This window comes from Streptomyces sp. 549, assembly GCF_030124175.1.
In the GTDB taxonomy this organism is placed as follows: Bacteria; Actinomycetota; Actinomycetes; order Streptomycetales; family Streptomycetaceae; genus Streptomyces.
The window spans coordinates 12,001-35,386 of record NZ_JASKMT010000008.1; the positions used below are offsets into that span (position 1 = coordinate 12,001).

A 23,386-nucleotide genomic window follows, 5' to 3' on the forward strand; every position below is an offset into this window, starting at 1 on the left:
CGGCGGCCCGGTCACCTGGGCCGATCTGAGAGACTGGCAGGGTGCTGCAAGCAATCTCTCTGGCCCGAATCGACCTGCGCGGCGCCACCTCCACCGGAGGCGGCGTCGACCGCGACCTGCTGCCCCGCGCCGAGTTCGACGTGGAGGCCGCCCTGGACAAGGTGCGGCCGATCTGCGAGGACGTCCACCATCGGGGAACCGCCGCACTGATCGACTACGCCGAGCGCTTCGACGGGGTGCGTCTGGAGCGGATCCGGGTGCCCGCCGAGGCCCTGGCCACCGCGCTCGCGGAACTGGACCCGGCGGTGCGCGCCGCGCTGGAGGAGTCCGTCCGCCGCGCCCGGATCGTGCACCGGGAGCAGCGCCGCACCGACAACACCGTCACGGTGGTGCCCGGCGGCACGGTCACCGAGCGCTGGGTGCCGGTGGAGCGGGTCGGGCTGTACGTGCCGGGCGGCAAGGCGGTCTACCCGTCGTCCGTGGTGATGAACGTCGTGCCGGCCCAGGAGGCCGGGGTGGCCTCGCTGGCCGTCTCCTCGCCGCCGCAGGCCGAGTTCGGCGGGCTGCCGCACCCCACCATCCTGGCCGCCTGCGCGCTGCTCGGCGTCGACGAGGTGTACGCGGCGGGCGGCGCCCAGGCCGTCGCCATGTTCGCCTACGGCACCGAGGAGTGCCGCCCGGTCGACCTCGTCACCGGCCCCGGCAACATCTGGGTCGCCGCCGCGAAGCGGCTGCTGAAGGGCCGCATCGGCATCGACGCCGAGGCAGGCCCGACCGAGATCGCGGTGCTCGCCGACGACTCGGCCGACCCCGCGCACCTCGCCGCCGACCTGATCAGCCAGGCCGAGCACGACACGCTCGCCGCCGCCGTGCTGGTCACGCCGTCACCGGCGCTGGCCGACGCGGTCGACGCCGAGCTGCGCACCCAGGTCGCGGCCACCAAGCACCAGGAGCGCATCACCGAGGCGCTGTCCGGCCGGCAGTCCGCCGTCGTGCTCGTCGACGACCTCGACCACGGCCTCGCCGTCGTCGACGCGTACGCCGCCGAGCACCTGGAGGTCCAGACCGAGCAGGCCGCGGACGTCGCCGCCCGGGTGCGCAACGCCGGAGCGGTGTTCGTCGGCCCCTGGTCGCCCGTCTCGCTCGGCGACTACTGCGCCGGCTCCAACCACGTGCTGCCCACCGGCGGCTGCGCCTGCCACTCCTCGGGCCTGTCCGTGCAGTCCTTCCTGCGCGGCATCCACGTCGTGGAGTACAGCCGCGACGCGCTCGCCGAGGTCACCCACCACGTGGTGACGCTCGCCGAGGCGGAGGACCTGCCCGCGCACGGCGCCGCCATGAAGGCCCGGTTCGACTGGAAGGTGCCCGACGCGTGAGCGGCATCGACGACCTGCCCATCCGCGACGAGCTGCGCGGCAAGTCCCCGTACGGCGCGCCGCAGCTGGACGTCGCCGTCCGGCTCAACACCAACGAGAACCCCTACCCGCTGCCCGAGGCGCTGGTGGCGCGGATCGCCGAGCGCGTCGCCGAGGCCGCCCGGCACCTCAACCGCTACCCCGACCGGGACGCGGTCGAGCTGCGCACCGGTCTCGCCGACTACCTCAGCCGCACCACCGGGCACCGGGTCGCCACCGAGGGCGTGTGGGCGGCGAACGGATCCAACGAGGTACTGCAGCAGCTGCTGCAGGCCTTCGGCGGGCCGGGCCGCACCGCGCTCGGCTTCGACCCCTCCTACTCGATGCACGCGCTCATCGCCCGCGGCACCGGCACCGGCTGGCTGTCGGGACCGCGGCAGAGCGACTTCACCATCGACGTGCACACCGCCGAGCAGGTCATCGCCGAGCACCGGCCCGACGTGGTGTTCGTGTGCTCCCCGAACAACCCGACCGGCACGGCCGTCGACGCCGACACCGTGCTCGCCCTGTACGACGCGGCGCAGCGCGCCAGGGGCGGCGCGGGCGCGCTGGTGGTCGTCGACGAGGCGTACGGCGAGTTCAGCCACCGCCCGTCGCTGCTGCCGCTGATCGAGGGCCGCCGCAACCTGGTGGTCTCCCGGACCATGTCCAAGGCGTTCGGCGCGGCCGGGCTGCGGCTGGGCTACCTCGCCGCGGACCCGGCGGTGGTCGACGCGGTGCAGTTGGTGCGCCTGCCGTACCACCTGTCGGCCGTCACCCAGGCCACCGCGCTCGCCGCGCTGGAGCACACCGATACGCTGCTGGGGTACGTCGAGCAGCTCAAGGCCGAACGGGACCGCCTGGTCACCGAGCTGCGCGCGCTGGGCTGCGAGGTGACCGAGTCCGACGCCAACTTCGTGCAGTTCGGGCGGTTCGACGGCGCTGACGGCGCGCACGCCGTCTGGCAGGCCCTGCTGGAGCACGGTGTGCTCGTCCGGGACAACGGTGTGCCCGGCCACCTGCGGGTCAGCGTCGGCACACCCGCAGAGAACGACGCGTTCCTCGACGCGGTACGCGCAGTGACGAAGGAGAACAAGCCATGACCCGCGTGGGCCGCGTGGAACGCGCCACCAAGGAGACGTCCGTCACCGTCGAGATCGACCTCGACGGCAGCGGCACAGTCGACGTGTCGACCGGGGTCGGGTTCTTCGACCACATGCTCGACCAGCTGGGCCGCCACGGACTGTTCGACCTCACCGTCAAGACCGACGGCGACCTGCACATCGACAGCCACCACACCATCGAGGACACCAGCCTCGCCCTGGGCGCCGCCTTCCGGCAGGCGCTCGGCGACAAGCGCGGCATCGTGCGCTTCGCGAACGCTTCGGTGCCGCTGGACGAGTCCCTCGCCAACGTGACGGTGGACCTGTCCGGCCGCCCCTACCTGGTGCACACCGAGCCCGAGGGCATGGCGCCGATGATCGGCCCCGACTACGACACCACCATGACCCGGCACATCCTGGAGTCGTTCGTCGCCCAGGCGCAGGTCGCGCTGCACGTGCACGTCCCCTACGGGCGCAACGCGCACCACATCGTGGAGTGCCAGTTCAAGGCGCTGGCCCGCGCCCTGCGCCACGCCAGCGAGATCGACCCCCGGCAGACCGGCATCCCCTCCACCAAGGGCGCGCTGTGAGCCGACGGCCGGACGGAGGGGTCCCCACCCCGTGAACACCGTCTCGACCCTGCTGATCTTCGTCGGCCTCTTCCTGCTGGGCGGAGCCATCTCCTTCTGGAAGCAGCAGCTGCCCAGGGGAGTGGTCGTGCTGCTCGGCGTGTGCGCCGTGCTGGCGCTGGCGGCCGGCATCCTGCGACTGGAGTGATGAGCGTGAGCAGAACACCGGACGTGGTCGTCTTCGACTACGGCTTCGGCAACGTGCGCTCCGCCGAGCGGGCCCTGGCCCGGGCGGGCGCCGACGTGGAGATCACCGGCGACTACGACCGGGCGATGGCCGCCGACGGGCTGCTGGTGCCCGGCGTGGGCGCGTTCGCGGCGTGCATGGCCGGGCTGCGGCAGGTCCGCGGCGACTGGGTCGTCGGCCGCAGGCTGGCCGGCGGCCGGCCGGTGATGGGCATCTGCGTCGGCATGCAGATCCTGTTCAGCCGCGGCATCGAGCACGGCGAGGAGGCCGACGGCCTCGACGAGTGGCCCGGCACGGTCGGGCCGCTGCAGGCCGAGGTGGTGCCGCACATGGGCTGGAACACCGTTGAGGCACCCGCGGACTCCCGGCTGTTCGCCGGCCTGGACGCCGACGCCCGCTACTACTTCGTCCACTCCTACGCCGTGCACGACTGGGAGCTGGAGACGACCAACCCCCACATCCGCGCGCCGAAGGTCACCTGGTCCACCCACGGTGAACGCTTCGTCGCGGCGGTGGAGAACGGCCCGCTGTGGGCCACCCAGTTCCACCCCGAGAAGTCCGGCGACGCCGGGGCCCAGCTGCTGACCAACTGGATCGAGACGCTCTGATGTCCGACGTGACACCCTCCCTGCCGAAGCTCGAACTGCTGCCCGCCGTGGACGTCCGCGACGGCCAGGCCGTGCGCCTCGTCCACGGCGAGTCCGGCTCCGAGACCTCCTACGGCGACCCGCTGCAGGCCGCCCTGGCCTGGCAGTCGGCCGGCGCCGAGTGGCTGCACCTGGTCGACCTCGACGCCGCCTTCGGCACCGGCGACAACCGGGCGCAGATCACCGAGGTCGCCCGCGCGATGGACCTCAAGGTGGAGCTGTCCGGCGGCATCCGCGACGACGACTCGCTCGCCGCCGCCCTCGCCACCGGCTGCACCCGCGTCAACCTGGGCACCGCCGCCCTGGAGAGCCCCGAGTGGGTCGCCAAGATCATCGCCGAGCACGGCGACCGCATCGCGGTCGGCCTGGACGTGCGCGGCACCACCCTGCGGGGCCGCGGCTGGACCCGCGACGGCGGTGACCTCTACGAGACGCTGGCCCGCCTCGACTCCGAGGGCTGCGCCCGCTACGTCGTCACCGACATCAACAAGGACGGCACCCTCCAGGGCCCCAACCTGGAACTGCTGCGCAACGTCTGCGCCGCCACCGACCGTCCCGTCGTCGCCTCCGGCGGCGTCTCCTCCCTCGACGACCTGCGGGCCCTGGCCACACTGGTCCCCGAGGGTGTGGAAGGCGCCATCGTGGGCAAGGCCCTCTACGCCAAGGCGTTCACCCTGGAAGAGGCGTTGGAGGCGGTTTCCGGATGACCATCGAGCGCGTGCAGTCCGACAGCCCCTGGGAGGAGTCGATCGGCTTCGCACGCGCGGTCGCCGCCGGCGACCGGGTCCTGGTGGCCGGCACCATGCCGTTCCGCGACGGAGCGGTGCAGGGCGAGGGTGACCCCTACGAGCAGGCGAAGGCGGCCATCGGCAACGCGCTGGCCGCGCTCGAACCGTTCGGCCTGGACCGCTCGTCGGTCCTCCGCACCCGGCTGTACCTGGCGCACGCCCGCGACGTGGAGGCCGCCGGCCGGGCGCACAAGGAGGTCTTCGACGACGTCCGGCCCGCCGCCACCCTGGTGGTGGTGTCCGGCTTCGTGGACTCGCGGGTGCTGGTGGAAGTGGAAGTGGAGGCGTACCGGGGGACCGCACCGGACGCCGACCTCCCCGGGGAGGGCCCGCGGGGAGCAGAAGGAGAACGTTCGTGACCCTGGCCGTACGAGTCATCCCCTGCCTGGACGTCGACGGCGGCCGGGTCGTGAAGGGCGTCAACTTCCAGAACGTGCGCGACGCGGGCGACCCCGTCGAGATGGCGAAGGTCTACGACGCCGAAGGCGCCGACGAGTTGACCTTCCTCGACATCACCGCCTCCTCGGGCAACCGGGAGACGACCTACGACGTGGTGCGCCGCACCGCCGAGCAGGTCTTCATCCCGCTGACCGTGGGCGGCGGCGTGCGCGCCACAGAGGACGTGGACCGGCTGCTGCGCGCCGGTGCGGACAAGGTCGGCGTCAACACCGCGGCGATCAACCGGCCCGAGCTGATCCGGGAGATCGCCGAGCGGTTCGGCCGGCAGGTCCTGGTGCTGTCGGTGGACGCCCGGCGGACGGCCGGCGCTGACGCGCCGCCCAGCGGGTTCGAGGTCACCACGCACGGCGGTCGCAAGGGCACCGGCATCGACGCCGTGGAGTGGGCCGAGCGCGCCGCGAAACTGGGCGCCGGCGAGATCCTGCTCAACTCCATGGACGCCGACGGGACCAAGGACGGCTACGACACCGAGATGATCCGCGCGGTCCGCGCCCGCGTCACCATCCCGGTCATCGCCTCCGGCGGCGCCGGCCGGCTGGCGGACTTCCCGCCCGCCGTCGAGGCCGGGGCCGACGCGGTACTCGCCGCGTCCGTCTTCCACTTCGGGGACCTGCGCATCGGCCAGGTCAAGGACACCCTGCGCGAAGCCGGCCACCCCGTGCGCTGACCCCGCCGCACGGCACGCGGCAGGTCCCGCACCCGGGTTGGGGGCGGGACCTGCCGCCGTGGTGCTACCAGAGGCCGAACGGGGTGTCGGCGATCTTCGCCACGGCTTCCTTGTCGCCGTCCAGCTCCACGTCGGCCACCTCCTGGCGGCCCGAGGCGAACAGCAGCAGCTCGGCGGGCTCGCCCGTCACCGTCACCACCGGGGTGCCCTTGTGCGCCACCGCGGTCTGACCGTTCGGCCGGCGCAGCACCAGCCCCACCGGGGACTTGCGCCCGTACAGGCGGGCCGCGGTCTCCAGGCGCTTCCACAGCGCGTCGGCGAACACCGGGTCCACCTCGCGCGGGCGCCAGTCGGGCTGTGCCCGGCGGATGTCCTCGGAGTGCAGGAAGAACTCGACGGTGTTGGACGCCTCGTCGATCTGCTTGAGGGCGAAGGGGGACAGCCTCGGCGGGCCCGTCCGGATGAGCTGCACCAGTTCCTCGTACGGCTTTCCGGCGAACTCCGCCTGGACACGCTCCAGTCGCGCGGCCAGCGGCTTGATGACGATGCCCCCCGCCGCGTCGGCGCGTCGCTCCCGCACCACCACGTGGGCGGCGAGTTCACGGGTTTTCCAGCCGTCGCAGAGCGTCGGCGCGTCAGGACCGGCGTTCTCCAACAGATCGGCGAGGAGCAGGCGTTCGCGTTTGGCATGGGTCGACATGCCTCCAGCCTACGGCGGCCGGCCCCGCGGTGCGACGCGCCGCGCGGAACCGGCCGCCCGGCACGGTCAGCCGCCCGGCAGCGGAGCCGCCAGCTGCTTGCCGTCCTTGGTGTTGCTCAGCGTCATCGCGCAGGACACGGTGTCCTTGCCCTGGAAGTCGTAGGTCGACTTCAGCGGGTACAGCGCGAACGGGTAGTACACGGTGCCGTCCTGCGGCATCTTCTGCAGCCGGGTCCTGGCGTCCTTCTCGCACAGGGCCAGCGCGGCCTGCTGGATGGCGGTGTCCGTGGCGAAGTCGCCGCTCACCTTGCGGTTGGAGATGACCTCCGCGTCGTGCGACTCGTTGCAGGACCGCCGGTCGATGCCCTTGGCGTCGCTGTTGAGCGCCGGGTGGTTGAAGCAGGTACCCGGCGGCAGGACGACGTAGGGGATGACGGTCGGCGCCACCGACGGCTCGGACGGCTGCGTGGGCACGGTGGACGGCAGGTCCAGGCTCGGTATGGACGTCGGCGTCGGGTCCGGCTCGTCCGACTCCTTGGGAGAGGGCGAGCTGCTGGCGGACACGTTGGCCCGGTCCTTGTCGCCGTCGTCTCCGCCGCTCACCAGGAGCACCACGCCGATGGCGACCGCGATGCCCAGCACGACGGCGATGACCGTGATCGCCGCCTTGTTGGGGCCGTTGCCGCCGCCGTTCGGGGGCGGCGGGTAGCTGCCGGGACCGCCGGGGCCGTAACCTCCGGGGCCGCCGGGGCCGTAACCCCCGGGCCCACCGGGGCCGTAGCCGCCGGGCGGCGTGCCGGGCGGGCCGGGATAGCCGTAACCGCCGGGCGGGTTGCCGGGCGGGCCGGGGTAGCCGTAGCCACCGGGCGGGCTGCCGGGCGGGCCGGCCGGTTCGGAGGGACCGAAGCCCTGCGGCGGACCGAATCCGCCGCCGGGCCCGGGCTGCTGAGGTTCGTTGGGCGGCGGGTAGCTCATGCCCGAAAGAATGCCCCATGGGACATGCATTCGACGCCTGCCCCTGGTCACAACCGTGGAACAGGAACGCAACGACGGCGTACGCGCCCACCAGCGGCCCGACGCGCCCCACGGCCCCCACCCGGGCCGGCCGGAGCACGCCCGAAGCCGGCGTGTGGTGCCTCCCGCCGCGCACGCGGCAGTTGGCCGTCCGCGACGCGGACGCGGGCGCGCACCCCCTCACGACCGGTGGCACGCAGCGGTCACCGCTCGGGAGGCGAGCGGTTTGAACCGGACCCCGGCGCCGCACCCGTGCCGGTTTCCGCAATCGGCGTCGGCGGCGGCAGAATGGGCCCATGCCCGCATCCCCGCTCGCACCGTCCGTCGCCGCCAGGCTCAAGCGCACCCCCGACGGGCTGGTCCCCGCCATCGCCCAGCAGTACGACACCGGCGAAGTCCTCATGCTCGGCTGGATGGACGACGAGGCGCTGCACCGCACGCTGACCACCGGACGCTGCACGTACTGGAGCCGCAGCCGGGGCGAGTACTGGGTCAAGGGCGACACCTCCGGGCACACCCAGCAGGTCAAGTCGGTCGCCCTGGACTGCGACGGGGACACCGTCCTGGTGAAGGTCGACCAGACCGGCGCGGCCTGCCACACCGGCGCCCGGACCTGCTTCGACGAGGACCCGCTGCCCCTGGGCCTCACCGGCAGCGGCGCCCCGGCCGAGTAGGGTCACCGAACATGACGACGCCGGACCTCGACACCTTCCGCACGCTCGCGAAGGACCGCCGGGTCATCCCGGTGACCCGACGCCTGCTCGCCGACGGCGACACACCCATCGCGCTGTACCGCAAGCTCGCCGGGGAGCGCCCCGGCACCTTCCTGCTGGAGTCCGCAGAGAACGGCCGCACCTGGTCGCGCTACTCCTTCGTCGGCGTGCGCAGCGCCGCCGCCCTCACCGTCCGCGACGGCGAGGCGCACTGGCAGGGCACGCCCCCGGTCGGTGTGCCGACGGGAGGCGACCCGCTGGCCGCGCTGCGCGCCGCCGTGGAGACGCTGCACACGCCGCGCGACCCCGAACTGCCGCCGTTCACCGGGGGCATGGTCGGCTACCTCGGATACGACGTGGTGCGTCGGCTGGAGAAGGTCGGCGACAGCACCATCGACGACCTGCGGCTGCCCGAACTGACGATGCTGCTCGCCTCCGACCTGGCTGTGCTGGACCACCGGGACGGCACGGTGCTGCTCATCGCCAACGCCATCAACCACAACGACCTGGACACCGGAGTCGAGCAGGCGTACGGCGACGCCGTCGCCCGCCTCGACACGATGGCGGCCGACCTGGCCCGGCCGGTCGCCACCCCGGCCGTGCCGCTGCCGCCGTCGGAACTGCCCGAGTACGACGAGCGCTGGGGCTCGGAGGGCTTCCGGGCGGCCGTGGACGAGGTCAAGGAGCGCATCCGCGCCGGCGACGCGTTCCAGGTGGTGCCCTCGCAGCGCTTCCAGACGCCGTGCGGCGCGAGCGCGCTGGACGTGTACCGGGCGCTGCGGGCCACCAACCCCAGCCCGTACATGTACCTGTTCCGCTTCGGCGGCGAGCAGCCCGCCGAAGGCGGCGACGGCAGCGGCGGGTTCGACGTGGTGGGGTCCAGCCCGGAGGCGCTGGTGAAGGTCGAGGACGGCCGCGCCATGCTGCACCCCATCGCCGGTACCCGGCCGCGCGGTGCCACGCCGCAGCAGGACACCGCGCTCGGTGAGGAACTGCTCGCCGACCCCAAGGAGCGCGCCGAGCACCTGATGCTCGTCGACCTGGGCCGCAACGACCTGGGCCGGGTCTGCGCTCCGGGCAGTGTGGAGGTGGTCGACTTCATGACGCTGGAGCGCTACAGCCACGTCATGCACATCGTGTCGACGGTGACCGGCCGACTCGCCCCCGGCCGGACCGCGTTCGACGCGCTGACCGCCTGCTTCCCGGCGGGCACGCTCTCCGGCGCGCCCAAGCCCCGGGCCCTGCAGATCATCGAGGAGCTGGAGCCCACCCGGCGCGGCCTGTACGGCGGCTGTGTGGGGTACCTGGACTTCGCCGGCGACTCCGACACCGCCATCGCCATCCGCACCGCGGTGCTGCGGGACGGCACCGCCTACGTGCAGGCCGGTGCCGGCGTGGTGGCCGACTCAGACCCGGTGGCGGAGGACCAGGAGTGCCGCAACAAGGCTGCCGCCGTGCTGAGGGCGGTGCGCACCGCGGAACAACTCGGCGGTAGCGTGGAAGGGTGACTTCCACCCCCGCAGAACGCAGCCAGGCGCCCCGGCGCGCACTCGCCGTCGCGCTGCCGGGCGGTGCCGTCGGTGCCGCGGTCGTGCTCGTCGCCTCTGGTCAGACGTGGAGCGAGGGCATCACCACGTTCGGCACCGGAACGCTGGGCGTGGAGGCGACCGGCAGCGACGTCACCGGGCTGCCCAGCGCGCTGGCGCTTGTCGGACTGGCCGCGCTGGTCGCGGTGTTCGCGGTGCGCCGGGCCGGCCGTGCCGTGGTCGCCGGGCTGCTCGCCCTGGCAGGGCTGGGCACCATGGTCGCCGCGCTGGCCGCCTCCGCGGACACCGGTGCGCTGGAGGAGAAGGCGGCCGAGGCCACCGGCCTCGCCGACGCGGCGGTCGGTCAGGTCACGCACAGCGCGTGGCCGTACATCGCCGCGGCCGGCGGGTTCCTGCTGCTGGTCGCCGGTGTGCTGGCGCTGCGCTACGGCCGCTACTGGCCTGCGATGGGTGGCCGGTACGAGCGCGGCGGCCGGGCCGCACGCCGCCGCACCGCGGCCCCCGCGGACCCGGAGCGGCCGGAGGAGATGTGGCAGGCCCTCGACCGCGGTGAGGACCCCACCGGTCCGGCGGACGGCACCCGCGCGCCCGGCCCCGGACCTGCTCCCGACCCCCACGCCGGACCTGCTCCCGAGCCCGGCCCTGCCCGGCCCGCGGAGTCGGACGGCCCCGGCCCGCGCCCTGCGGACCCCGGGACCACGCCCGGCGACGAGCCGCCCCGGACGCTTTGACAGAATGAGTCGCGCACCGGCGGTCGCGACCGGACCTGAACAGATTACGAGGAGCACACCGATGTCGGACAGCAGCCACGGACACACCCCTGCCGCGTGGACCGGCGTGGTCATAGCGTTCATCGGCTTCATGGTGAGTGCCGTGTTCATGGTCATGGCCCAGCCCCTCGGCGTGGTCGGCGGCCTGGTCCTGGCCTGCCTCGGCGGCGTGGTCGGCATGATCATGCGTTCCATGGGCCTCGGCAAGCCCAAGGAGGAGCCGCAGCCGCAGCCGCAGCGGGTCATGGCGGGCAGCAACTGACCCGGTAGGCACCCCGGCACCCGGCCTGTCCGGCAGCCCGGTCGCCCGGCCCCGCTGAGGGGCGGCGGCCGGGCTGCCGCACGTCGGTCGCCGTTGTCGCCAGGGGCCGGGCGCACCGGGACTGCTCCGGACGGGTGCCGGACGCGCCGCCCCGGAGTGCGGGCCCGGCGGCGGGCCGCCACTGTGAGGTGATGAGCGTCTCCTCGCCGACCGCCCGCGTCCTGCCCGCCGTGCTGGCCCGGCTCGCGGTACCCGCCGGGGTCGGCGCGGCGGTCGCCTACGTCGGTGCGGTCGATCCGGGTGAGGCCGGTCACTACCCGCCGTGCCCGCTGCTCAGCCGTACCGGGCTGCTCTGCCCGGGCTGCGGTGGTCTGCGGGCGGTGCACGCACTCGCCCACGGGGACGTGGTGGGCGCGCTCGCGGCGAACGCCGCTGTGGTGGCGGCTGGTGCGGTGGTGGCCGCCGTCTGGGTGGTCTGGTGTGTCCGGCCGCGCATCCCGCCGAGCGTGCCGATGCCGCTGGTGCGGGTGGCGGGAGTGCTGGTCCTGGTGTTCTCGGTGGTGCGTAACCTGCCGTTCGGCGCGTCCCTGGCACCCTGAAAGCAGATCCGGGCGCTGTGGTCAAATGCCCGGAATGTGAGACCACGGCGAACCGGATGCGAGCCGTCCGTCTCTGGCCGGATACCATCGCAGGGATCGACCGTGACTATCCGTACCCGTCTGAAAGGGGCTGCTCGCGTGAGTGTGCTCGACGAGATCATCGACGGAGTCCGCGCCGACCTCGCCGAGCGCCAGGAGCGGGTCGGCCTCGACGAGCTCAAGGAGCTCGTCGCCAAGGCCCCGGCTGCCAGGGACGGCGTCGCCGCCCTCAAGGGCGACGGCATCAAGGTGATCTGCGAGGTCAAGCGCTCCAGCCCGTCCAAGGGCGCGCTCGCCGCGATCGCCGACCCGGCCGGACTGGCCGCCGACTACGAGGCCGGCGGTGCGTCGGTCATCTCCGTGCTCACCGAGCAGCGCCGCTTCGGCGGCTCGCTCGCCGACCTCGAAGCGGTCCGCGGGCGTGTGGGCATCCCCGTCCTGCGCAAGGACTTCGTGGTCACCGCCTACCAGCTCTGGGAGGCCCGCGCCTATGGCGCGGACCTGGTGCTGCTGATCGTCGCCGCGCTGGAGCAGCCGGCCCTGGTCTCCCTCATCGAGCGCGCCGAGTCCCTCGGGCTCACCCCGCTCGTCGAGGTGCACGACGAGGAGGAGGCCGAGCGGGCCGTGGACGCCGGCGCCCGCATCATCGGCGTCAACGCCCGCAACCTCAAGACCCTCGAGGTCGACCGGGGCAACTTCGCCCGCGTCGCGCCCGAGATCCCGGACGGCGTCGTGAAGATCGCCGAGTCCGGCGTGCGGGGCCCGCACGACCTGATCGCCTATGCCAACGAGGGCGCGGACGCCGTACTCGTCGGTGAGTCCCTGGTGACCGGGCGCGACCCCAGGACGGCCGTCGCCGACCTGGTCGCCGCCGGCGCCCACCCGGCCCTGCGGCACGGCCGCTGAGCGACATGTCCTCCGCCTTCGCCCGACTCGCCCGCGGCTGCCGGCCGCGCGGCTGCCGCGCGCCCGCACGCCGGGTCCGCGGGCGCCGGGTGCGGTACCACATCGGCGCCGAGCCGGGGCAGATCAACGGACGGCGATGGCGCGGCTGACGCCGCCGCCCACCACCGCCCCGCCCGCCGCCCCTCCGGGGTGAGGGACGAGGCGGGCAGCACCCCGCCGCCCGCGGTGACCACCGCGGGCACCGCACCCGCACCCCGCGGCGTGCGCCGGAGCGCCGGCGCCGCCACCGCGGCGTGCCCGGCGCGGGCCGGGGCAGGGGGCGCAGTGATCCGCCAGCAGTCCGCTTGCCGTGTCCCACCGAGGAGAGACGCCGGATGTCCGCAGAGTTCTTCCTTCCCGACCCCGAGGGCCTCGTGCCCACCGCCGAGGGCTACTTCGGTGCCTTCGGCGGCAGGTTCATCCCGGAGGCGCTGGTCGCCGCCGTGGAGGAGGTCGCCGCCGAGTACGACAAGGCCAAGGCCGACCCGGCCTTCGCCGCCGAACTCGACGACCTGCTCGTCCACTACACCGGGCGCCCCAGCGCCCTGACCGAGGTCCCGCGCTTCGCCGAGCACGCAGGCGGCGCCCGGATCTTCCTCAAGCGCGAGGACCTGAACCACACCGGCTCGCACAAGATCAACAACGTGCTGGGTCAGGCGCTGCTCACCCGCCGCATGGGCAAGACCCGCGTCATCGCCGAGACCGGCGCCGGGCAGCACGGCGTGGCCACCGCCACCGCCTGCGCCCTGTTCGGCCTCGAATGCACCATCTACATGGGCCAGATCGACACCGAGCGGCAGGCGCTGAACGTCGCCCGGATGCGCATGCTGGGTGCCGAGGTGGTACCGGTCAGCTCCGGCAGCCGCACCCTCAAGGACGCCATCAACGAGGCGTTCCGGGACTGGGTCGCCAACGTGGACCGCACCCACTACCTGTTCGGCACGGTCGCCGGGCCGCACCCGTTCCCCGCGATGGTCCGCGACTTCCACCGGGTGATCGGCGTGGAGGCCAGGCGGCAGATCCAGGAGCGCACCGGACGGCTGCCGGACGCCGTCGCCGCCTGCGTCGGCGGCGGCTCCAACGCCATTGGCCTGTTCCACGCCTTCCTGCCGGACGAGGACGTGCGGCTGGTCGGCCTGGAGGCCGCCGGGCACGGCGTCGAGTCGGGCGAGCACGCGGCGACCCTGTCGGTGGGCGAGCCCGGCATCCTGCACGGCTCCCGCTCCTACGTGCTCCAGGACGACGAGGGCCAGATCACCGAGCCGTACTCGATCTCCGCCGGCCTGGACTACCCGGGCATCGGCCCCGAGCACGCCTACCTCAAGGACTCCGGCCGGGCGGAGTACCGGCCGATCACCGACGACCAGGCGATGCAGGCGCTGCGGCTGCTGTCGCAGACCGAGGGCATCATCCCCGCCATCGAGAGCGCGCACGCCCTGGCCGGCGCGCTCGACCTCGGGCGGGAACTGGGCCCGGAGGGCCTGGTCCTGGTGAACCTCTCGGGGCGCGGCGACAAGGACATGGACACGGCGGCCCGCTACTTCGGGCTCTACGACGGGGAGTCCCAGCGATGAGCGAGCGCACCGAACAGGCCGTCAGCACGGGCGTCCCGGTCAGCACGGGCGCCCCCGGCAGCACCGGCACCACCGGTAACGCAGCCCTGCTGAGCTCCGTGCTCCAGCGGGCCAAGGACGAGAACCGGGCCGCCCTGGTCGGCTACCTGCCCGCCGGCTTCCCCACGGTGGAGGGCGGCATCGCCGCCTGCACCGCGCTGCTGGAGGGCGGCTGCGACGTCGTCGAGGTCGGCCTGCCGCACAGCGACCCGGTGCTGGACGGCCCCGTCATCCAGACCGCCGACGACATCGCGCTGCGCGGCGGCGTCCGCATCGCCGACGTGCTGCGCACGGTCGGCGAGGCCCACGCGGCGACCGGGGCGCCGGTGCTGTGCATGACCTACTGGAACCCGGTCGACCGGTACGGCGTCGAGCGGTTCGCCGCCGAACTGGCCGCCAACGGCGGCGCCGGGTGCATCCTGCCCGACCTCCCGGTGGAGGAGTCCGACGTGTGGCGCAAGGCCGCCGAGCAGCACGGGCTGGCCACCGTCTTCGTGGTCGCGCCCAGCAGCCGCGACCACCGGCTGGCCACCATCACCGCGGCCGGTAGCGGCTTCGTCTACGCGGCGTCGCTGATGGGCGTCACCGGCACCCGCGACTCGGTCGGCCAGGAGGCCAGGGAGCTGGTGGGCCGCACCCGCGCGGTCACGGACCTGCCGGTGTGCGTGGGCCTCGGCGTGTCCAACCCGGCGCAGGCCGCCCAGGTCGCGGAGTTCGCGGACGGCGTCATCGTCGGGTCGGCCTTCGTGAAGAAGCTGCTGGAGCACGGCGACGACCTGCAGTCCGGGCTGGCAGCGGTCCGCGCGCTGGCCGGCGAGCTGGCGGCGGGCGTGCGACGCGGCTGAGCCATCGTTCCGCCCGCCGGCCCGTGGACGCGGGCCGGCGGGCGGAGGCACGGCGGTGCTGCGTCTGTGCTGTGGCAGCGCGGCACTGAACCGTCAGGGGGCGTGCAGCCGCAGGACCGCGCGTTCCGCACCTTCCGGGGGCTCACCGAAGCGGGACACCACGATCATGGTGAGGAAGGCCAGCGGCACCGTCCAGGACGCCGGCTGCGCCAGCAGCACCGTCACCAGGCCGGAGTGCCAGGTGCCGACCGCGGACAGGAACGCCGCGCCCGTCGCCGACACCACACCGACGCCCAGCCCCCAGGCCGCCCCGGCCACGGTCAGCCGCGGCCACCAGATGCCCAGCACCAGCAGCGGGCAGAACGTGGACGCCGCCACCGCGAACGCCCACCCCACCAGCACGTTGATGTCCAGGTGCGCGGCGGGCAGCGACAGCAGTACCGCGACCAGCGCGCCCGCCGCGACGGCCGCCCGCAGCCGGGACAGGCCGCTGCCGAACAGGTCGTGGGAGAGGCCGCCGGCCAGCGCGAGCAGCAGACCCGAGGAGGTCGACAGGAAGGCGGCGAAGGCACCCGCCGCGACCAGGGCCGTCAGCACGCTGCCCAGCGCGCCCGGCACCACGTGGCCCGGCAGCACCACGCTGACCGTGTCGGTCGCGTTGTTGCGCACCAGGTGCGGGGTCAGCACCCGGCCCAGCAGCCCGTACACGGCCGGGAAGAGGTAGAACACCCCGAGCAGCGCGATGACCAGCACGGCCACCCGGCGGGCGTTGCGCGCACTGGTGCTGGTGTGGAAGCGCATGATGACGTGCGGCAGCCCGATGGCGCCCAGCGTCGTCGCCAGCAGCACCGACCAGGTGCCCAGCAGTGGGTATCCGGCGTCGTTGATGTCCAGCAGCGGCCGGCTCCAGCTCTCCGGCACGGTCACCGGCGTCAGCGCCTCCGAGCGGATCTCCGGGCCGACGTGGATCACCAGGAACACCGCGGGGACCGCGATGAAGACGAGCTTCACCAGGTAGTGGAACGCCTGCACGTAGGTGGCCGAGCGCATGCCGCCGACCGCGATCGTCCCGCTCACCACCAGCCCGGCCAGCACCACGCCCACCCAGTACGGCGTGCCGCTGACCAGTTGCAGCACCACACCAGCGCCCTTGAACTGCGGCACCAGGTACAGCCACATGATGACCAGCACGATCACCCCGCACAGCTTGCGGATGGCGCGGGACCCCAGCCGGTACTCGGCGAAGTCCGGCACGGTGAACGCCCCCGAGCGCCGCATCGGCCCGGCGACCAGCGCGGCGACCGCCACGTAGCCGGCGGTGAACCCGACCGCGAACCACAGCGTGCCGATGCCGTTCTTCAGCAGCAGTCCGGCCAGCCCGATGACGGACGCCGCCGAGACGTACTCCCCGGCGATCGCCATCGCGTTCCAGCCGGGCGCCACCTGCCGGGAGGCCACCAGGAAGTCCGGAGTGGTGCGGGCCGCACGCACCCCGTACACCCCGATGACCAGGCTCGCGGCGATCAGGAAGCCGATCGCCAGCAGCCCGCTCACGCCCGGTCGTCCGTGCGCTCGGCGGCCCGTACGTGCAGCGCGGCGATGAGCAGCAGCAGCGGGTAGGTGGCCGTGGCCAGCACCAGCCACGACACCGGCACACCGCCGGCCGACACGCGGTCCATGGCCGGGAACAGGGCGATCAGGCCACTGGTGCCGAACAGCACCAGCGCCAGCAGCCCCACCGTACGCAGCGCGAGGCGCCGCTGGGCGGCGAAGACCCGCCGGGCCCGTTCCGGGTCGGCCGGACCGGGCAGCGGCAGCGGCCGGGGCTGCGGACGGTGGCGGCGGGCCAGCGCGATGCGGGTCTGCGGACTGGTCACCTTCTCGCGGCGGGCGCCGCTCACTTCGCCGCCCTGCCCAGCTGTCCGCTGCGGGCCGCCTCGATCAGCTGCTCCTTCAGGCCGCGCGCGTGCCTCCGGCTGACCGGTACGTCGCCGGCGGGCGTGCAGGCGACGAGCCCGGCGGAACTGGTGACCCGCAGGTCGTGCACCCAGCCGACCGCCACCAGGTAGCCCCGGTGCACCCGGACGAAGCCGGCGGGCGCCCAGACGTCCTCCAGGTAGGACAGGGCGAGCCGGATCAGGTGGGTGTCGTCCGCGGTGTGCAGCCGCACGTAGTCGCCGTGCGCCTCGGCGAACTGGATGTCGTCGCGCCGCACGAACACCGTCCGGCGGCTGTGCTCGATCTGGACCACGGCCAGCTCGTCGGCGGCGGGCGCACCGGTGCCCGCGCTGCGCTGCCGGGCGATCCGCGCCACGGACTCCGCCAGCCGCTCGGGGCGGATCGGCTTCAGCAGGTAGTCGACGGCCCCGATGCCGAACGCCTCGATGGCGTGCGACTCCGACGCGGTGACGAAGACGATCGCCGGCGGCACCGACAGCATGCTGATCACCCGCGCCACGTCCATGCCGTTGAGGCCGGGCATGGAGATGTCGAGGAAGACCGCGTCGAAGGCGGTGCTGCCGAGCAGCTTCACCGCCGCCTCGCCGCTCTCCGCGGCCTGCACCTCGGCGATCTCGGGTATGTCGGTGAGGAACTCGGTCAGCTCCTCGCGGGTGAAGGGCTCGTCCTCCACGACGAGGACGTGCAGCGCCTGTGCCGTGTGCGTCATTCGGCGACCACTCCTCGCATGAACCGGGGCACCCGGATGATCACCTTGGTGCCGCTTCCCTTTGCCGTCTCGATGAGCAGGCCGTGCTCGGGCCCGTAGACCGCCCGCAGTCGCTGGTCCACGTTGGCCAGGCCCACCCCCTTGGCCGGAGGGCCCGATCCGGCGAGGATCGCGCGGGCGAAGCCCGGTTCCATGCCGACCCCGTCGTCCTCGATCTCGATGACGCACAGCGGGCCCTCGCCGAATCCGGAGACGCTGATGTGCCCGTTCTCCGTCTTCTTCTCCAGGCCGTGCCGGACGGCATTCTCCACGATGGGCTGCACCACCAGGAAGGGGATGGCGACGGGAAGGATCTCAGGTGCCATGCGCACGGTGATGTGCAGCCGGTCGTCGAACCGGGCCCGCTGGAGTTCCAGGTACGTCTGGGTGGCCTGGAGCTCGGCGGCGACGGTCGCGTAGTCGCCCTTCGTGGAGAAGCTGTAGCGCAGGTAGTCGGCGAAGTCGGTGAGCAGCACCCGAGCGCGGGCCGGGTCGCTGCGGATGTGCGCGGCGATGACGGCCAGCGCGTTGTGCAGGAAGTGCGGCGATATCTGGGCGCGCAGGGTGCGCAGGTCGGCGGCGGCGATGCGGGTGCGGGCGGTGCGCAGGTCGGCGTGGTCGAGGAACTCGGCGATCAGGCCGGCCACCTCGGTGAGGTCCTCCTCGGCCACCTCCCCGGAGGCCACCAGGCAGCCGGCGAGTTCGTCGGCCACGACCAGCGGCACCGCGCACAGATGCGGCTGGCGCAGGGTGCCGTGCTCGTAGACCCGGGCGACGAGGGCCGCCGCGTCGGTGCCGGGCGGCAGCTGCCCGTGGGCGGCCACCGGGCCGTCGAGGTCGGCGAGGACCACCGCCTCGGCGTCCAGCAGGCGGCGGATCCTGCGGGCCGCGGCGGGACCGCCGCCGCGCAGGCCCGACTGCAGGTCGGCGCCGAGCAGCCGGGCCTCGCGCAGCACCGGCACGGTGGCCGGGCGGCCGGGACCGGAGGGCCGTCGAGCACCGGCGCCTCGGCGTCCGGCCGCCGGCCACAGTGCCGTCCACGTCCTGTTCACCCGGTGACCGTAGCGCAGCGGTACACAAAAGGCCCGGCCCCGACGGCGGTCCGGAACGCCAGACGGGGCAGGTGGCGTGCCGAGTGGGGAGTGGCCGTCGGGGCCGGGCGGGGAGGGGCCCGCGAGGGGCCCGGTCGGTGGGGTGCCGCCGGGGCGGGAGGGGGGCCGGCGCGGGACCGTGCAGGGTCCCGCGCCGCCCGTCCCGGCGGCGGTCTCTGTGGCAGCACTTGCGGGCGCGCGGACTTCCTGTGGCCGCCCGGGCGGCCACAGGGTCCCCGTTCAGTGCTTCGACGCGCCCTCGGCACCGGCGCCGGTGAGGGCCCGGACCTGGAGGTCGGCGAAGCGCTGCGGGTTGTTCTCGCTGGACATCAGCGTGCCGACGATCGCGCAGAGCAGTCCCAGCGGGATCGACACCAGGCCGGGGTTGGCCAGCGGGAACCAGCTGAAGTCGACGCTGGTGACCAGGGCCGTCTCGGAGCCGGAGACCACCGGCGAGAAGATGACCAGGCCCACCGCGCTGACCAGGCCGCCGTAGATGCCGGCGACGGCCCCCTGGGTGTTGAACCGCTTCCAGAACAGGCTGAGCAGCAGGGTGGGCAGGTTGGCCGAGGCGGCGATCGCGAAGGCCAGGGCGACCAGGAAGGCCACGTTGAGGCTCTGCGCGAAGATGGCCAGCACGATGGCGGCGGCGCCGACACCGAACGCGGCCAGCTTGGCGACCTTGACCTCCTCCTTCTCCGACGCCTGCCCCTTGCGCAGCACGCTGTTGTAGAAGTCGTGCGCCAGGGAGGACGAGGAGGCGATGGTCAGGCCCGCCACCGTGGAGAGGATCGCCGCGAAGGCGACCGCGGCGATGATGGCCAGCATGACCGCGGCGAACGCCGAGCCGCCGAAGTGCGAGCCGACGGCCTCGGCGAGCTGCGGCGCCGCGGTGTTGCCTGCCGCGTTCTGCTCGGTGATCGCCTCGCGGCCCACCATGGCGGCGGCGCCGAAGCCCAGCACCAGCGTCATCAGGTAGAACGAGCCGATCAGGCCGATGCCCCAGTTGACGGACTTACGGGCCGCCTTGGAGTCGGGCACGGTGTAGAAGCGGATCAGGATGTGCGGCAGGCCCGCCGTGCCCAGCACCAGCGCCAGGCCAAGGCTGATCAGGTCGAGCTTGTTCCACAGCGTCTGCCAGGCGTCGCCCGGCACTTCCTTGCCGAAGTTCAGCCCCGGTTCCAGGAACGCCTGCCCGGCGCCGCTGGCGCTGGCCGCGTCGCCCATCAGCGAGCCCATGTCGAAGCCGTAGACGGCAAGTACCAGGACGGTGAGCAGGAAGGCGCCGCCCATCAGCATGCCGGCCTTGATGATCTGGACCCAGGTGGTGCCCTTCATGCCGCCGAAGGTCACGTACACGATCATCAGGATGCCGACGATGACGATGCCGGCGATCTTGGCGGTGTCGGCGTCCATGCCCAGGTACGTCTCGCCCGGCTTGATGCCGAGCAGCAGCGCGATCAGGGCGCCGGCGCCGACCATCTGGGCCAGCAGGTAGAAGATCGAGACGGTGATGGTGGACACCGCCGCCGCGGTGCGCACCGGCCGCTGCTTCATCCGGTAGGAGAGCACGTCGGCCATGGTGAAGCGGCCGGAGTTGCGCAGCAGCTCCGCGACCAGCAGCAGCGCCACCAGCCAGGCGACGAGGAAGCCGATGGAGTACAGGAAGCCGTCGTAGCCGAAGAGGGCGATCATGCCGGCGATGCCCAGGAAGGACGCCGCGGACATGTAGTCGCTGCCGATCGCGAAGCCGTTCTGCATGCCGGAGAACCCGCGCCCGCCGGAGTGGAAGTCGGCGGCGGACTTGGTCTGCCGGCTGGCCCACACCGTGACCGCCAGGGTCACGGCGATCATGGCCAGGAACAGCAGGACGGTGAAGGTGCGGCCGGTGGCACCGGCCTCCGCGAGAATCGTCATGCGTGGGCTCCCTCGGAGTCGGCCCGCTCCTCGTCACCCTTGCCGGGAGCGGCGGTCAGTTCGGCGCAGAGTTCCTCGGCCAGCGGGTCGAGGCGTCGGTTGGCGTAGCGGGAGTAGAGGACGGCGATGCCGAAGGTGCTGACGAACTGCAGCACGCCGAACACCAGGGCCACGTTCACCTGGCCGAACAGCACGGTGGCCATCGCGTCGCGGGCGTAGGCGGACATCAGGACGTACAGCAGGTACCAGGCGAGGAAGGCGAGGCTCATGGGGAAGGCGAAGACGACCAGTCGCCGCTTCAGCTCGATGAACCGCGGGTCGCTGTGCATCTCCAGCGTCCGCCGGGCCTGCTCGTCCTCGGGTGAGCGGGACTGCGGGGGGAGTTCTGTCGACATTGACGTCTCCTCGTCGGGGAGCGAACTCCCTCGGGCGGTACGGGTAACTGGGGGAAAAGTAAGCAGCGTCACACCAGGGGGGAAGCAACCTCCGCAGGCGTGCGGCGAACGCGCCGTGTGCGCGTCGAGCGGTGGACGGTCGTGCGGTGGCCGGTCCGAATCCGCGGCCAGCGGTCGGGCGGCGGTGCGCGATGGCTGATTGTCATCGGCCGGGTGAACCCCACGGCGTCAACCTGCGATTGCCTCGGTGCCTCTTTCGGGCGGATTTCGCCGGGTGGGGTACGCCCGGCGGTGTGGTGGTTCGTTGGCCCGGGTGTGATGAGCAAGAGGAACACCGAGGGGAAGCGCTCCGCCCGTGAGCGCCTGCAGGACGAGCGGGAACGGGAGAAGGCGCGCGCCAAGCGGCTGCGGGCGCTGAAGGTGGGCGCGGTGGCCTTCTCGGTGCTCGCCGTCGCGGGTGTGGCGGGAATCGTCGTCACGCAGCAGGGAAAGGAGAAGCCGTCGGGCCCGGTGGCGGCGCCCATCAGCGAGGGGAAGTCGGGCGCTCCGGTCACGCTGACCGTCTACGAGGACTTCCGCTGCCCCGGCTGCGGCCACTTCGAGCGGAACTTCCGCGAGACGATCCAGGACCTGCGCGACGCGGGGAAGATCCGCAGCGAGTACCACCTGGTCTCGATCATCGACGGAAACATGGGCGGCGATGGCTCGAAGAACGCCGCGAACGCCGCCGCGTGCGCGCGGGACGAGGGGAAGTTCACCGAGTACCACGACGTGCTCTTCGACAACCAGCCCGAGGAGGCGGCGGACACCTTCGCGGACAAGGACCACCTGGTCGAGCTGGCGGGTAAGGTCGACGGTCTGGACACGCCCTCCTTCCGCAGCTGCGTCCAGGACGGCACGCACGACGCCTGGGTGAAGCGGGTCAACACCGACTTCACCGGCTCGGAGTACAACGCGACCCCGACTGTGCTGCTGGACGGCGAGAACCTGTACGGCGATCCCAACGATCCGCTCACGCCGGAGAAGCTCAGGGAAAAGGTGGAGCGGATCGCCGGAAACTGACGACGCGGTTGCCGCGCGGACGGCCGGGCAGGGTAGCGTCTGACTCGCCATGGACCTTCTTGCCTATATCCCCAGCCCGTCGTCCGGCGAGATCATGCTCGGCCCGATCCCGCTCCGCGGCTACGCGTTCTGCATCATCCTCGGCGTCTTCGCCGCGATCTGGATCGGCGGAAGGCGCTGGGTGGCCCGAGGCGGCCAGCCGGGCACCATCGCCGACATCGCCGTCTGGGCGGTGCCCTTCGGCCTGATCGGCGGAAGGCTCTACCACGTCCTCACCGACTACCAGCTCTACTTCGGCGAGGGCCGCAACTGGGTCGACGCCTTCAAGATCTGGGAGGGCGGCCTCGGCATCTGGGGCGCCATCGCCTTCGGCGCGGTCGGAGCGTGGATCGCCTGCCGGATGCGCGGCATCCCGCTGCCCGCCTACGCGGACGCGGTGGCCCCGGGCATCGCCGTGGCCCAGGCGCTGGGCCGGTGGGGCAACTGGTTCAACCAGGAGCTTTACGGCCGGGCCACGGACGTGCCCTGGGCGGTGCGCATCGACAACGGCCTGGACGACGGCACCTTCCACCCGACGTTCCTCTACGAGTCGCTGTGGTGCCTGGGCGTGGCCGCACTGGTCATCTGGGCGGACCGGCGCTTCCGGCTCGGCCACGGCCGGGCGTTCGCGCTGTACGTCGCCGCCTACACGGTCGGCCGGTTCTGGATCGAGTACCTGCGGATCGACGAGGCGCACGAGTTCCTCGGCCTGCGTCTGAACAACTGGACGTCGCTGGTGGTCTTCCTCGGTGCGGTCGTCTACCTGGTGGTCTCCGCCCGCCGCCGCCCCGGCCGGGAGGAGATCGTCGAGCCCCGGCCCGACGGCGACGAGCCGTCCGCGGCCGGCGAGGACGGCGCCCCCGACAGGGCGGCAGCACCGGGCGCGAAGGCGGCCGAGGACACACGGACAGCCAAGGGCTCCGAGCGGGGCGAGGGCGGCAAGGCGGCCAAGGACGGCAGGACCGCTCCCGAGGCCGCTACTCCTGAGGCCGCCGACACGAAGACGCCTACTGAGGCCGCCACCAAGGCGACCGGCGCGGAGGCGGGCGCCACCAAGGCGGGCGGTGCCGAGTCGGCCGCCGAGCCGACCACTGCCGCATCCACCTCCGCGGTGAAGGCGTCTCCCGCCGACAGCGACCCCCGGCCGTCGGCTGACACGGACCGCGGCTGACGGGGTCCGCCCACCTCGCCTCCCGGGGGCCGCCGTGCGACACGCACGGCGGCCCCCGGCGCGTGTGCCGAGCACCGCCCTGT

26 protein-coding genes and 1 pseudogene are annotated in these 23,386 nt (G+C 73.1%); 19 read left to right on the forward strand and 8 right to left on the reverse strand.

Annotated features, from left to right (window positions below; genetic code table 11):
* Window positions 1-41 precede the first annotated feature (41 nt).
* The 8 genes from hisD to hisF are packed head-to-tail and all read left to right on the forward strand — an operon-like array spanning window position 42 to window position 5,874.
* Window positions 42-1,376, forward strand: a complete 1,335-nt coding sequence (gene hisD / locus QNO07_RS11870; RefSeq protein WP_283991762.1) for a histidinol dehydrogenase — start codon at window positions 42-44, stop codon at window positions 1,374-1,376.
* The gene (locus QNO07_RS11875; RefSeq protein ID WP_283991764.1) at window positions 1,373-2,497 is read left to right on the forward strand and encodes a histidinol-phosphate transaminase; all 1,125 of its coding nucleotides are present in this window, start codon (window positions 1,373-1,375) and stop codon (window positions 2,495-2,497) included. Before hisD ends, QNO07_RS11875 begins: the two co-directional genes overlap by 4 nt.
* Window positions 2,494-3,087 (forward strand): imidazoleglycerol-phosphate dehydratase HisB, encoded by a 594-nt coding sequence (gene hisB, locus QNO07_RS11880; protein ID WP_283991765.1) that lies wholly within the window; start codon window positions 2,494-2,496, stop codon window positions 3,085-3,087. Before QNO07_RS11875 ends, hisB begins: the two co-directional genes overlap by 4 nt.
* A 31-nt stretch (window positions 3,088-3,118) precedes the next feature.
* Complete coding sequence (locus QNO07_RS11885; protein ID WP_283991766.1) at window positions 3,119-3,274, forward strand: CG2302 family histidine operon protein; 156 nt, start codon at window positions 3,119-3,121, stop codon at window positions 3,272-3,274.
* Between the two features lie 5 nt (window positions 3,275-3,279).
* Window positions 3,280-3,921 carry an imidazole glycerol phosphate synthase subunit HisH gene (hisH, locus tag QNO07_RS11890; RefSeq protein ID WP_502961821.1) on the forward strand — a complete coding sequence of 214 codons (642 nt, stop codon included), beginning with the start codon at window positions 3,280-3,282 and terminating at the stop codon, window positions 3,919-3,921.
* A complete protein-coding gene (priA, locus tag QNO07_RS11895; protein WP_283991768.1) occupies window positions 3,921-4,667 on the forward strand; it encodes a bifunctional 1-(5-phosphoribosyl)-5-((5-phosphoribosylamino)methylideneamino)imidazole-4-carboxamide isomerase/phosphoribosylanthranilate isomerase PriA in 747 nt (248 codons plus the stop codon). Before hisH ends, priA begins: the two co-directional genes overlap by 1 nt.
* The gene (locus tag QNO07_RS11900) at window positions 4,664-5,107 is read left to right on the forward strand and encodes a RidA family protein (protein WP_283991769.1); all 444 of its coding nucleotides are present in this window, start codon (window positions 4,664-4,666) and stop codon (window positions 5,105-5,107) included. Before priA ends, QNO07_RS11900 begins: the two co-directional genes overlap by 4 nt.
* Window positions 5,104-5,874, forward strand: coding sequence for an imidazole glycerol phosphate synthase subunit HisF (hisF, locus tag QNO07_RS11905; RefSeq protein WP_283991770.1), 771 nt, complete (start codon window positions 5,104-5,106; stop codon window positions 5,872-5,874). Before QNO07_RS11900 ends, hisF begins: the two co-directional genes overlap by 4 nt.
* A gap of 64 nt (window positions 5,875-5,938) precedes the next feature.
* On the opposite strand, the gene QNO07_RS11910 is transcribed toward hisF, so the two are convergent.
* Both QNO07_RS11910 and QNO07_RS11915 read right to left on the reverse strand, forming a co-directional pair.
* Complete coding sequence (locus QNO07_RS11910) at window positions 5,939-6,574, reverse strand: TIGR03085 family metal-binding protein (protein ID WP_283991771.1); 636 nt, start codon at window positions 6,572-6,574, stop codon at window positions 5,939-5,941.
* A gap of 66 nt (window positions 6,575-6,640) precedes the next feature.
* Entirely contained in the window at window positions 6,641-7,549 is a 909-nt protein-coding gene (locus tag QNO07_RS11915) for a hypothetical protein (RefSeq protein WP_283991772.1), read from the reverse strand.
* A 335-nt stretch (window positions 7,550-7,884) separates the two neighbouring features.
* Here QNO07_RS11915 and hisI point away from each other — a divergent pair, with 335 nt between their 5' ends.
* The 9 genes and pseudogenes from hisI (at window position 7,885) to trpA (ending at window position 14,921) form a co-directional block, all read left to right on the forward strand.
* On the forward strand, window positions 7,885-8,262 hold the full coding sequence (gene hisI / locus QNO07_RS11920; RefSeq protein ID WP_283991773.1) for a phosphoribosyl-AMP cyclohydrolase: 378 nt from the start codon (window positions 7,885-7,887) through the stop codon (window positions 8,260-8,262).
* Window positions 8,263-8,273: 11 nt separating this feature from the next.
* Window positions 8,274-9,809: an anthranilate synthase component I gene (locus QNO07_RS11925; protein ID WP_283991774.1), complete on the forward strand. Its 1,536-nt coding sequence runs from the start codon at window positions 8,274-8,276 to the stop codon at window positions 9,807-9,809.
* Window positions 9,806-10,414, forward strand: a pseudogene (locus QNO07_RS11930) (TIGR02234 family membrane protein); the annotation flags it as partial. The gene QNO07_RS11925 and the pseudogene QNO07_RS11930, both read left to right, overlap by 4 nt.
* Window positions 10,415-10,640: 226 nt before the next feature.
* On the forward strand, window positions 10,641-10,880 hold the full coding sequence (locus tag QNO07_RS11935; protein ID WP_283991775.1) for an HGxxPAAW family protein: 240 nt from the start codon (window positions 10,641-10,643) through the stop codon (window positions 10,878-10,880).
* A 191-nt stretch (window positions 10,881-11,071) separates the two neighbouring features.
* Window positions 11,072-11,479: a DUF2752 domain-containing protein gene (locus QNO07_RS11940; protein ID WP_283991777.1), complete on the forward strand. Its 408-nt coding sequence runs from the start codon at window positions 11,072-11,074 to the stop codon at window positions 11,477-11,479.
* Between the two features lie 138 nt (window positions 11,480-11,617).
* A complete protein-coding gene (trpC, locus tag QNO07_RS11945; protein WP_283991778.1) occupies window positions 11,618-12,424 on the forward strand; it encodes an indole-3-glycerol phosphate synthase TrpC in 807 nt (268 codons plus the stop codon).
* Complete coding sequence (gene trpM, locus QNO07_RS27680; protein WP_502961826.1) at window positions 12,421-12,573, forward strand: tryptophan biosynthesis modulator TrpM; 153 nt, start codon at window positions 12,421-12,423, stop codon at window positions 12,571-12,573. The genes trpC and trpM overlap by 4 nt, the downstream gene beginning before the upstream one ends.
* A gap of 225 nt (window positions 12,574-12,798) precedes the next feature.
* Window positions 12,799-14,037 carry a tryptophan synthase subunit beta gene (trpB, locus tag QNO07_RS11950; protein ID WP_283991779.1) on the forward strand — a complete coding sequence of 413 codons (1,239 nt, stop codon included), beginning with the start codon at window positions 12,799-12,801 and terminating at the stop codon, window positions 14,035-14,037.
* Window positions 14,034-14,921 (forward strand): tryptophan synthase subunit alpha, encoded by an 888-nt coding sequence (trpA, locus tag QNO07_RS11955; RefSeq protein ID WP_283991780.1) that lies wholly within the window; start codon window positions 14,034-14,036, stop codon window positions 14,919-14,921. The genes trpB and trpA overlap by 4 nt, the downstream gene beginning before the upstream one ends.
* A gap of 93 nt (window positions 14,922-15,014) precedes the next feature.
* Here the strand turns inward: trpA and QNO07_RS11960 are convergent, their stop codons facing one another.
* The 6 genes from QNO07_RS11960 to QNO07_RS11985 all read right to left on the reverse strand — a co-directional run bounded on the left by QNO07_RS11960 (window position 15,015) and on the right by QNO07_RS11985 (window position 21,031).
* The gene (locus QNO07_RS11960) at window positions 15,015-16,475 is read right to left on the reverse strand and encodes a sodium/solute symporter (RefSeq protein ID WP_283991781.1); all 1,461 of its coding nucleotides are present in this window, start codon (window positions 16,473-16,475) and stop codon (window positions 15,015-15,017) included.
* Window positions 16,472-16,822, reverse strand: coding sequence for a hypothetical protein (locus tag QNO07_RS11965; RefSeq protein ID WP_283991782.1), 351 nt, complete (start codon window positions 16,820-16,822; stop codon window positions 16,472-16,474). The genes QNO07_RS11960 and QNO07_RS11965 overlap by 4 nt, the downstream gene beginning before the upstream one ends.
* Window positions 16,819-17,589, reverse strand: a complete 771-nt coding sequence (locus QNO07_RS11970; RefSeq protein ID WP_283991783.1) for a LytR/AlgR family response regulator transcription factor — start codon at window positions 17,587-17,589, stop codon at window positions 16,819-16,821. The genes QNO07_RS11965 and QNO07_RS11970 overlap by 4 nt, the downstream gene beginning before the upstream one ends.
* Window positions 17,586-18,680 carry a sensor histidine kinase gene (locus tag QNO07_RS11975; protein ID WP_283991785.1) on the reverse strand — a complete coding sequence of 365 codons (1,095 nt, stop codon included), beginning with the start codon at window positions 18,678-18,680 and terminating at the stop codon, window positions 17,586-17,588. Before QNO07_RS11975 ends, QNO07_RS11970 begins: the two co-directional genes overlap by 4 nt.
* A 279-nt stretch (window positions 18,681-18,959) precedes the next feature.
* Complete coding sequence (locus QNO07_RS11980) at window positions 18,960-20,636, reverse strand: monocarboxylic acid transporter (RefSeq protein ID WP_283991786.1); 1,677 nt, start codon at window positions 20,634-20,636, stop codon at window positions 18,960-18,962.
* Window positions 20,633-21,031: a DUF485 domain-containing protein gene (locus QNO07_RS11985; protein ID WP_283991787.1), complete on the reverse strand. Its 399-nt coding sequence runs from the start codon at window positions 21,029-21,031 to the stop codon at window positions 20,633-20,635. The genes QNO07_RS11980 and QNO07_RS11985 overlap by 4 nt, the downstream gene beginning before the upstream one ends.
* Before the next feature lie 318 nt (window positions 21,032-21,349).
* Between QNO07_RS11985 and QNO07_RS11990 the strand changes: the two genes are divergently transcribed.
* Window positions 21,350-22,093 (forward strand): DsbA family protein, encoded by a 744-nt coding sequence (locus QNO07_RS11990; protein ID WP_283991788.1) that lies wholly within the window; start codon window positions 21,350-21,352, stop codon window positions 22,091-22,093.
* Between the two features lie 49 nt (window positions 22,094-22,142).
* Complete coding sequence (lgt, locus tag QNO07_RS11995; RefSeq protein WP_283991789.1) at window positions 22,143-23,303, forward strand: prolipoprotein diacylglyceryl transferase; 1,161 nt, start codon at window positions 22,143-22,145, stop codon at window positions 23,301-23,303.
* The last annotated feature ends 83 nt before the right edge of the window (window positions 23,304-23,386 follow it).